Origin of the sequence: Arthrobacter sp. AFG7.2 (assembly GCF_002892835.1) — a bacterium.
Taxonomy (GTDB): domain Bacteria; phylum Actinomycetota; class Actinomycetes; order Actinomycetales; family Micrococcaceae; genus Arthrobacter.
On record NZ_PJMB01000018.1, the window covers coordinates 1 to 10,645 of the forward strand.

3 protein-coding genes and 3 rRNA genes are annotated in these 10,645 nt (G+C 59.1%); 1 reads left to right on the forward strand and 5 read right to left on the reverse strand.

What is annotated here, in order from left to right:
* Window positions 1-186 (forward strand): hypothetical protein (locus CXX84_RS19380; protein ID WP_223253168.1); only part of this gene is annotated, 186 nt, incomplete at its 5' end.
* 114 nt (window positions 187-300) lie between these two features.
* Here the strand turns inward: CXX84_RS19380 and CXX84_RS18850 are convergent.
* From CXX84_RS18850 to CXX84_RS18870, 5 genes are all read right to left on the reverse strand, one after another.
* Window positions 301-1,824, reverse strand: a 16S ribosomal RNA gene (locus tag CXX84_RS18850).
* A 561-nt stretch (window positions 1,825-2,385) separates the two neighbouring features.
* On the reverse strand, window positions 2,386-5,433 hold the full coding sequence (locus CXX84_RS18855) for a glycoside hydrolase family 2 TIM barrel-domain containing protein (RefSeq protein WP_102978260.1): 3,048 nt from the start codon (window positions 5,431-5,433) through the stop codon (window positions 2,386-2,388).
* A gap of 123 nt (window positions 5,434-5,556) precedes the next feature.
* Window positions 5,557-6,567 (reverse strand): LacI family DNA-binding transcriptional regulator, encoded by a 1,011-nt coding sequence (locus tag CXX84_RS18860; protein ID WP_102978261.1) that lies wholly within the window; start codon window positions 6,565-6,567, stop codon window positions 5,557-5,559.
* A 133-nt stretch (window positions 6,568-6,700) separates the two neighbouring features.
* A 5S ribosomal RNA gene (gene rrf / locus CXX84_RS18865) occupies window positions 6,701-6,817 on the reverse strand.
* Window positions 6,818-7,030: 213 nt separating this feature from the next.
* Window positions 7,031-10,160 (reverse strand): 23S ribosomal RNA (locus tag CXX84_RS18870).
* Between the last annotated feature and the right edge of the window lie 485 nt (window positions 10,161-10,645).

Genomic DNA, 10,645 nt, shown 5'->3' on the forward strand with positions numbered 1-10,645 from the left:
AGCCAGGAAACCAGAAACAAACAAGTACCGAAGAAAACCAATCCCCCGGCCCTGTTGTCTCAGGACCCAACAGTGTGCCAAACACTAAACCACCCACCCCACTCCCCGCCGTTCCACGACACACAATCCAAAGACCATGCATCCGTACTAGAGAAGAAAGAAGAACAAGCAGCCGCTATTTGTTGATATTCCACCCTTGAGCACCCGCCGCAGAACTTGCGTCTGCGCAACGGGCATATACTCCTGACAAACCCCCACCACCACATACGCGGCCATGAACGGTTTGTAGGTGCTCCTTAGAAAGGAGGTGATCCAGCCGCACCTTCCGGTACGGCTACCTTGTTACGACTTAGTCCCAATCGCCAGTCCCACCTTCGACAGCTCCCTCCCACAAGGGGTTAGGCCACCGGCTTCGGGTGTTACCAACTTTCGTGACTTGACGGGCGGTGTGTACAAGGCCCGGGAACGTATTCACCGCAGCGTTGCTGATCTGCGATTACTAGCGACTCCGACTTCATGGGGTCGAGTTGCAGACCCCAATCCGAACTGAGACCGGCTTTTTGGGATTAGCTCCACCTCACAGTATCGCAACCCTTTGTACCGGCCATTGTAGCATGCGTGAAGCCCAAGACATAAGGGGCATGATGATTTGACGTCGTCCCCACCTTCCTCCGAGTTGACCCCGGCAGTCTCCTATGAGTCCCCACCATCACGTGCTGGCAACATAGAACGAGGGTTGCGCTCGTTGCGGGACTTAACCCAACATCTCACGACACGAGCTGACGACAACCATGCACCACCTGTAAACCGACCGCAAGCGGGGCACCTGTCTCCAGGCGTTTCCGGTTCATGTCAAGCCTTGGTAAGGTTCTTCGCGTTGCATCGAATTAATCCGCATGCTCCGCCGCTTGTGCGGGCCCCCGTCAATTCCTTTGAGTTTTAGCCTTGCGGCCGTACTCCCCAGGCGGGGCACTTAATGCGTTAGCTACGGCGCGGAAAACGTGGAATGTCCCCCACACCTAGTGCCCAACGTTTACGGCATGGACTACCAGGGTATCTAATCCTGTTCGCTCCCCATGCTTTCGCTCCTCAGCGTCAGTTAATGCCCAGAGACCTGCCTTCGCCATCGGTGTTCCTCCTGATATCTGCGCATTTCACCGCTACACCAGGAATTCCAGTCTCCCCTACATCACTCTAGTCTGCCCGTACCCACCGCAGATCCGGAGTTGAGCCCCGGACTTTCACGGCAGACGCGACAAACCGCCTACGAGCTCTTTACGCCCAATAATTCCGGATAACGCTTGCGCCCTACGTATTACCGCGGCTGCTGGCACGTAGTTAGCCGGCGCTTCTTCTGCAGGTACCGTCACTTTCGCTTCTTCCCTACTGAAAGAGGTTTACAACCCGAAGGCCGTCATCCCTCACGCGGCGTCGCTGCATCAGGCTTGCGCCCATTGTGCAATATTCCCCACTGCTGCCTCCCGTAGGAGTCTGGGCCGTGTCTCAGTCCCAGTGTGGCCGGTCACCCTCTCAGGCCGGCTACCCGTCGTCGCCTTGGTAAGCCATTACCTCACCAACAAGCTGATAGGCCGCGAGTCCATCCAAAACCACAATAAAGCTTTCCACCCCCCACCATGCGATGAGGAGTCATATCCGGTATTAGACCCAGTTTCCCAGGCTTATCCCAGAGTTAAGGGCAGGTTACTCACGTGTTACTCACCCGTTCGCCACTAATCCACCAGCAAGCTGGCTTCATCGTTCGACTTGCATGTGTTAAGCACGCCGCCAGCGTTCATCCTGAGCCAGGATCAAACTCTCCGTTGAAGTAAAACAGACACAACCCCCAGCCCCGGGAAAACGGGACCAAAAGCTGCACAAAATTTGAAACCAGCTGTAAAAACCAGACCACACCACGGGGTGGCGGATCCAGCAAAAACAACCAATCAATAAAACAATTGGTATCAACAAACTTGGCACACTATTGAGTTCTCAAACAACAGACACACCCGGCACCACCACCAGCACTTCTCAGCCGTGGATCGCTCCGGAGCAACTTCTCAAACTTACCCGGTTTCGAGGAGCTTTGCAAATCGGCGTTTCCGCGACTTTCGCTTCCTCAACCAGCCCCACCCGTATCCGGCGCGCCAGTTGGCGAACCATTTTCAGGCTGTTTGCAAGGGGGGTTGGCCGCTATTTTTCCGCTTCAGCGGCGGCGACTCAGAAAACAATACACGGCCCGCAGCCGGTCGGCAAATCGTCCCCGGGAGGGATGCCCTGCCTCCGAAAACCCCCGGATTTGCGCGGTTTTCGGAGGCAGAACGCCGGAGTCAGAGCCGTCGCGCACCGTAAGGGCTTGGTATGGACTGGCTCACATTTTCAGGTCCGTCAGTTGCGGACCTTCAGCGTCAGGGTGAACTCGGCGTCCCGGGGCATGAGGCGGTACTGCTCCAGGACGCCTGGACCACAGGCCGCGGTTCCCACGCCCCGCAGCGCGTGGTCAACGTACAGGTAGGTGCGGCCGTCAGCCTTCAGGTCCGGCCGGTGTGCGGCAGCGTCCAAAACGTCCTGGCTGTAGGGCCTGACCGTCAGGGCAAAGGGATCACCGCAGATCTCAAGGACCCGTCCAGCGAGCTGCAGCGCGGCGGAACGGGTGCCGGACCGGGCCCCGCACTCCTGCGGCCGCACGTAGTCCACATCCATCTCCGCCAAGGGGAGCGAGAACCAGCCGGTCCGCGCTCCCTGCCCGGTGTCGGGATAGCTCTGATGCGGGCCCTGGCCGAACCAGCTCACCGATCCAGTCTCTTCAGCCAAAACCAGTTCCAGCCCCAGCCGCGCCCACTCAACCTCAAAGCCGCGGTTGACCCACTCTCCATCACGTCGAACCTGGGTTCGCAGGACCACAGTTTCACCGTCAACGGCCCACGTATAGTCCACAAACACGCCGTACTGCTTGTCGGCTGCACTTACGCGGGTACGGACCGTCAGTGCTTCACCGCCGCCCTTCCCTGCTTCTGCGGAGATGCCCAGCAACCGGGTGTGCAGCCGATTCAGCCGGGCATCCTGCCACTGGGTGGCGATTGGCCGTTCGTCGGGGCCGCCCCACTCCCTGCCAAGATCGTTATCAGTGGGGGCCCACCACAGATTCAACCCCAGTTTCTCCACTGGTATGCCGCCAATTGACGTGGGCATGCCGGTGGCACGGCTGAAAACAACCGGGCCGAGTGTCAGGTCGTTGTCCTTGACCTGGACACGTTCAACCGGCATCGGTTCCACGTATGCACCCGCTTCCCGCACAGACTGCCCCCAGGCAATCTCGTGGCCCGCCTCCGCCCACGCGGAATCAAAGCCGGTCACCGCACGGACCGTGAGAACCGCAGTGCGGCCGTCAGCCAATCCTGCACCCAGCGCAACGATCTGGGCGGGCAGCTCCACCGTCGCCTCGGACTGAGCTGCCACGGGCGAAACCTCCACAGTGCCGGCGTCGAGAGTGCCGCCGTCGGCCTCCACTTCGTAGCGGAAGCTGAATGCGGACGTGTCGGCGAAGTCCAGGCCGTTCCGGAGGGTGAAGCCCGACCAGTCGCCAGCCACGGAGATGCGCAGCGGTGCAATGACCTTCTTGAAGTCCAACAGCCCCGGCCGAGGCTTCCGGTCCGCGTCAACAAGTCCATCAGTGACGAAATTGCCGTCGTGGACTTCCTCCCCGAAGTCGCCGCCGTAGCCGTAGTGCTCAACACCGTCGGGCGTGGAAACTGTAATACCGTGCTCCAGCCACTCCCACACAAAGCCGCCCATCAGGCGGGGGTACTTCTCGAAAAGGTCCTGGTACTCGCTCATGCCGCCGGGGCCGTTACCCATCGCGTGCACGTACTCACAGAGCACGAACGGCATGGCCCGGCGCCGGGCGTCCAGTGCGGAGTCTTCCAGAGCCGGCTCAATCCCCTGGCCGATGAGGGCCGTTTCCGCCTGACTTGCGTACATCCTGGAGTAGACATCCACATGCGCGGAAGACCAGTCCCCCTCATAGTGGACGGGGCGGGACGGATCCCGGTCCTTTGTCCAACGCGACATTGCCGCCAGGTTCCTGCCGGTGCCAGCTTCGTTGCCGAGCGACCACATGATGACCGCCGGGTGGTTCTTGTCGCGCTCAACTGTGCGGCGAATACGGTCTACCAGCGCGGCTTCCCACTGGGGATCGTCGCTTGGGTTTTGCGCCCAGCCTGCGCTCTCAAAGCCGTGGGTCTCCAAGTCACACTCAAGAACAACGTAAAAGCCAAGCTGGTCAGTAAGCGCCAGGAAGTCCGGGTGCGGCGGATAGTGGGAGGTGCGGATGGCATTGATGTTGTGTTGCTTCATGAGGCGCAGTTCGGCCTCCACCACGTCCCGTGGAACCACCCGACCGAGGCGCGGATGGTGCTCGTGGCGGTTGACGCCGCGCAAAAGGATCCGCCGGCCGTTCACCTTGAACTGGGCGTCCTCGATACTGATGCTGCGGAAGCCGACCTGCAACGCCACGGTTTCACCGGGAGCAGTGATTGTCGCCTCGTAGAGCCGGGGCATTTCCGCCGACCACGGTTCGACGGCGGGGACGCGCACCTCCGTGCCGGCGGAGAGTTCCAGGTTCAGTTCCGGAACGCGGACGACGGCGTCAGTCGCCTCGCCGCCCCGGGTTACGTCGACTTTGAGGATTCCTTCGCCCGTAGCGTGGTCGTAGCCGGCATGGACGAAGACGTCATCAATGCCGGCGTGGGGCCTTGCCTGTAGGGTTACATCGCGGAAGATGCCCGGGAGCCACCACATGTCCTGGTCTTCCGCATAGCTGGCGGCCGAGAACTGCGCGACCCGCACTGCCAAGGTGTTCTCCCCCGGCACAAGGATCCCGGAGACATTGAACTCATGCGCAAGCCGGCTGCCCCGCGTGGTGCCAAGTTCCACTCCGTTCAGCCATACCGTTCCTGCGGACTCGATGCCGTCGAACCGCAAAAGCGCGTTGGGAAAGAATCCGGGTCCTGCCTCAAATACCATCACGTGGTCCCCGATGGGATTGGCTTCCGGCACATGCGGCGGCTCGACGGCGAAGGGGAACTGGACGTTCGTGTAGGCGGGAGCGCCATGTCCGCGCATTGGCCAACTGGACGGCACAGGCAGGCTCTTGAAGCCGTCCAGATCCTTTCCCAGCTGCCATCCGTCATTGGGCGCCAAGCGGATTCCGGGGCTGAGCCGGAACTGCCAATCTCCGTTCAGCGACAGCTTGGGGGCGTTGCTGTGCAGGTAGGCGCGTGCGGGTAGGGCGCCTCTCCCGGGCGCAAGCGACTCGAGTCCTTGAACTTCCGCAGCACCCAGCGCCAGGCTTTGGCCGCCTGCTGAACCAGAGGTGGTTTCGGGGGCGCTTTCCGCGCTGCTGTCCGACAGTGCGGAGGGTGATTGGACTGACATGGGCTTCCTTGCTTCAGGGAGTCGGAGGTGGCGGAACACGGCGGGCAATGCCGTCCGCAGGGTTGCGTGAACGTTCACGGCAATTGTTCCAGCGTAACCGGTCAGCGAGGGTTTGAGTAGGGGTCAGGCCGACTGGCGGAGGACCAGCCGGTGCTTGAGGACCAGTGAAGCATCGGGGCTTCTGCCCTCGACAGCGCCGGACAGCAGATTGTCCACGAGGTCGACGGCGGCCCGGCCTACCGCCCTAAGGTCGAGTGAGAGAGTGGTGAGCTCCGGCGTTACGAGCTCACCCAGGGCGATGCCGTCCATGCCGATCACTGCACAGTCCTCCGGCACCTTCCACCCGGCGTCGTGCAGCCCTTTTAGCGCACCAGCCGCCATGAGGTCATTGAAGACCAATAGACCATCGACGCCCCTTTGCCGTTCAACCTTTATCCGGACAACTTCCCTGGCTGAAGGGGCCGAGTCCGCTGCAGCCTGCAGGACGACGAGCTCCACGCCGGCCTCCTCCGCAGCCGCGGCAACAGCAAGCCCGCGGGTGCTGACCGCCCCATCGTGGTCTGAGTCAAGGTAGGCAATGTGCCGGCGCCCGGCAGCCAGGAGCTGTCCCAGAGCAAGCCTTGCCGCGTAGGGGTAGTCAAAGGAGATGGCACCGGCCGCATGGCCTAGGGGGTAATCGAGCACCACCACGGGGCGCCGGCCCATCAGCGTCTGGGCGTCGTTAGAGGCTGCACCGAGATAGCCAACGAGGGCGTCCACCTGGGGCTCCAGCCTGGCCACGGCATCCAAGCCGCTCCCGCTGCCGTGGCCAAAATCATCGACCACCACATTCCAACCCCTCTGGGTGGCTTCTTCCACGACGCTGGAGGCAAAGGCTGGAAAGTAGGGGTTGGTCAGATCCGGGATAGCAAGCCCCAGCGAGGTTCGGGCGCCTTGAACCAGGCCCTTCGCGAAGCGGCTGGGGGAATACCCCAGCTCTGCTGCGAGCCGCTGCACGCGCTCTCTTGTGCCCGCGCTGATTCCGGGCATGTCATTCATTGCCCGCGTTACAGTCTGCCGGGAAACTCCAGCGGCGGCTGCCACGTCCAGGATGGTCGCCCGCCGAGCCTGTGCACCGCTGGAACTCGAGGTCATGACCGTAAGTCTAGGCGTGCAGGCGATCCCCAACTGCCCGGTGTCTTCGGCCGTCGGCTGTTGGGTGTCTTTGGTGGTGGGTGTTAAATGTGGGAGGCCCCAACCGTGTGGTTGGGGCCTCGACCTAATGGTTGTCCGGCGGTGACCTACTCTCCCACACCCTCCCGGGTGCAGTACCATCGGCGCTGTGGGTCTTAGCTTCCGGGTTCGGAATGGGACCGGGCGTTTCCCCCACGCTATGACCGCCGTAACCCTTGCTCCGCACCCTGGTGGGGGTGGGAAAACTTTGTGGTTACAACTTCTGCTGTTGAAGGCAGTTGTGGTGTTGTGTATGTAGTTGGTGTTCCCTGACAACGAACCTGGGTTTGTTGTTTGGGAACCACATAGTGGACGCAAGCAGTCTTGTTTTCTTTTTACCCGCCCCGGGTGCAAACGCTTTTGAATCCGTTTGCGGGGTGGGTGTGTGGTGTAAGTTATCGGCCTATTAGTACCGGTCAGCTTCACGAGTCGTTAGTCCTCGCTTCCACATCCGGCCTATCAACCCAGTGGTCTGGCTGGGGGCCTCTCACACACAATGGTGTATGGAAATCTCATCTTGAAGCGAGCTTCCCGCTTAGATGCTTTCAGCGGTTATCCCATCCGAACGTAGCTAATCAGCGGTGCACTTGGCAGTACAACTGACACACCAGAGGTTCGTCCGTCCCGGTCCTCTCGTACTAAGGACAGCCCTTCTCAAATTTCCTGCGCGCGCAGCGGATAGGGACCGAACTGTCTCACGACGTTCTAAACCCAGCTCGCGTACCGCTTTAATGGGCGAACAGCCCAACCCTTGGGACCTACTCCAGCCCCAGGATGCGACGAGCCGACATCGAGGTGCCAAACCATGCCGTCGATATGGACTCTTGGGCAAGATCAGCCTGTTATCCCCGAGGTACCTTTTATCCGTTGAGCGACGGCCATTCCACAATGTACCGCCGGATCACTAGTCCCGACTTTCGTCCCTGCTCGAGATGTCTCTCTCACAGTCAAGCTCCCTTGTGCACTTACACTCGACACCTGATTGCCAACCAGGCTGAGGGAACCTTTGGGCGCCTCCGTTACTTTTTAGGAGGCAACCGCCCCAGTTAAACTACCCATCAGGCACTGTCCCTGACCCGGATTACGGGCCGAAGTTAGATGTCCAAAGTGACCAGAGTGGTATTTCAACGATGACTCCACCCGAACTGGCGTCCGGGCTTCAACGTCTCCCACCTATCCTACACAAGCCACTCCGAACACCAATACCAAACTATAGTAAAGGTCTCGGGGTCTTTCCGTCCTGCTGCGCGTAACGAGCATCTTTACTCGTACTGCAATTTCGCCGAGTTTATGGTTGAGACAGCGGGGAAGTCGTTACTCCATTCGTGCAGGTCGGAACTTACCCGACAAGGAATTTCGCTACCTTAGGATGGTTATAGTTACCACCGCCGTTTACTGGGGCTTAAATTCTCAGCTTCGCCTTGCGGCTAACCGGTCCTCTTAACCTTCCAGCACCGGGCAGGAGTCAGTCCGTATACATCGTCTTGCGACTTCGCACGGACCTGTGTTTTTAGTAAACAGTCGCTTCCCCCTGGTCTCTGCGGCCCCGATCCCCTCCCACCAGCACGTGGTGTTCAAGGTTGGGGCCCCCCTTCTCCCGAAGTTACGGGGGCATTTTGCCGAGTTCCTTAACCATAATTCTCTCGATCGCCTTAGTATTCTCTACCTGATCACCTGTGTCGGTTTGGGGTACGGGCGGCTAAAACCTCGCGTCGATGCTTTTCTCGGCAGCATAGGATCACCAAATCCCCCCAAACGGGGGTCCCATCAGATCTCAGGCATCATGAACAGCGGATTTGCCTACCGTTCGCCCTACATCCTTAGACCGGGACAACCATCGCCCGGCTTGGCTACCTTCCTGCGTCACACCTGTTAATACGCTTGCCTCCCAGGATCAGGTCCTGCGCTCCACCAAAACCCTCACACCACAAGGGTGATCGGGCAGGTCTCGGGCAGTTAGTATCCCCTGTTCAGCATGGGCGGTTTTTCGCCGGTACGGGAATATCAACCCGTTGTCCATCGACTACGCCTGTCGGCCTCGCCTTAGGTCCCGACTTACCCAGGGCAGATTAGCTTGACCCTGGAACCCTTGATCATTCGGCGGACGGGTTTCTCACCCGTCTTTCGCTACTCATGCCTGCATTCTCACTCGTGTAGGCTCCACCGCTGGTTTACACCGCGACTTCACTGCCCACACGACGCTCCCCTACCCATCCAGACGCCTGAACCACAAGGGCTTAGCTAATATCTGAATGCCACAACTTCGGCGGTGTACTTGAGCCCCGCTACATTGTCGGCGCGGAATCACTTGACCAGTGAGCTATTACGCACTCTTTTAAGGATGGCTGCTTCTAAGCCAACCTCCTGGTTGTCTTCGCAACTCCACATCCTTTCCCACTTAGCACACGCTTAGGGGCCTTAGTTGGTGGTCTGGGCTGTTTCCCTCTCGACTATGAAGCTTATCCCCCACAGTCTCACTGCTGCGCTCTCACTTACCGGCATTCGGAGTTTGGCTGACGTCAGTAACCTTGTAGGGCCCATTAGCCATCCAGTAGCTCTACCTCCAGCAAGAAACACGCAACGCTGCACCTAAATGCATTTCGGGGAGAACCAGCTATCACGAAGTTTGATTGGCCTTTCACCCCTACCCACAGCTCATCCCCTCCATTTTCAACTGAAGTGGGTTCGGTCCTCCACGACGTCTTACCGTCGCTTCAACCTGGCCATGGGTAGATCACTTCGCTTCGGGTCTAGATCACGCCACTGCAACGCCCTATTCAGACTCGCTTTCGCTACGGCTGCCCCACACGGGTTAACCTCGCGACGTAACACTAACTCGCAGGCTCATTCTTCAAAAGGCACGCCGTCACAACTACAAAGGCTGCTCCGACGGATTGTAAGCACACGGTTTCAGGTACTGTTTCACTCCCCTCCCGGGGTACTTTTCACCTTTCCCTCACGGTACTGGTCCGCTATCGGTCATTAGGGAGTATTTAGGCTTATCAGGTGGTCCTGACAGATTCGCACGGGATTTCTCGGGCCCCGTACTACTTGGGATACTCTCACAGGCGGCACAACGCATTACGGTTACGGGGCTAACACCCTCTCTGGCCGGCCTTTCAAGACCGCTCACCTATGCGCGCACATCACACCCCACCAGCCCGGCAGAACTGGTATGGAAAGTCCCACAACCCCGACCATGCAACGCCCGCCGGCTATCACACATGGAACGGTTTAGCCTGATCCGCGTTCGCTCGCCACTACTAACGGAATCACTATTGTTTTCTCTTCCTGCGGGTACTGAGATGTTTCACTTCCCCGCGTTCCCTCCACGCACCCTATGTGTTCAGATGCGGGTCACCAGGCAACCTTGCAGCCCCTGGCGGGGTTTCCCCATTCGGACACCCTGGGATCACAGTCCGGTTATCGACTCCCCCAGGCTTATCGCAGATTCCTACGTCCTTCTTCGGCTCCTAATGCCAAGGCATCCACCGTGTGCTCTTAAAAACTTGACCACAAAAGATCAAAAAACACTTTTCGAGAGAACCACGAAAACCAACCACACCCAACAACCACTCCCCAAAAGGAAGCCATCATCACGCGCAGCCAGATCCAGGTTCATATTCTTGGAAATTGCTTCTTATAAAAGATGCTCGCGTCCACTATGTAGTTCTCAAACAACAACCCCAAACCACACACCCCACACACGCACGTGCGCACTCGGTGCAGCCAGGAAACCAGAAACAAACAAGTACCGAAGAAAACCAATCCCCCGGCCCTGTTGTCTCAGGACCCAACAGTGTGCCAAACACTAAACCACCCACCCCGCTCCCCGCCGTTCCAGAACACACAATCCAAAGACCATGCATCCGTACTAGAGAAAGAGAAGAACAAGCAGCCGCTATTTGTTGATATTCCACCCTTGAGCACCCGCCGCAGAACTTGCGTCTGCGCAACGGGCATATACTCCTGACAAACCCCCACCACCACATACGCGGAA

Excerpts from the sequence above, each read along its gene's own strand:
- CXX84_RS18855 (WP_102978260.1), bottom strand. The coding sequence starts at position 5,433 with ATGTCAGTCCAATCACCCTCCGCACTGTCGGACAGCAGCGCGGAAAGC.
- CXX84_RS18860 (WP_102978261.1), bottom strand. The coding sequence starts at position 6,567 with ATGACCTCGAGTTCCAGCGGTGCACAGGCTCGGCGGGCGACCATCCTG.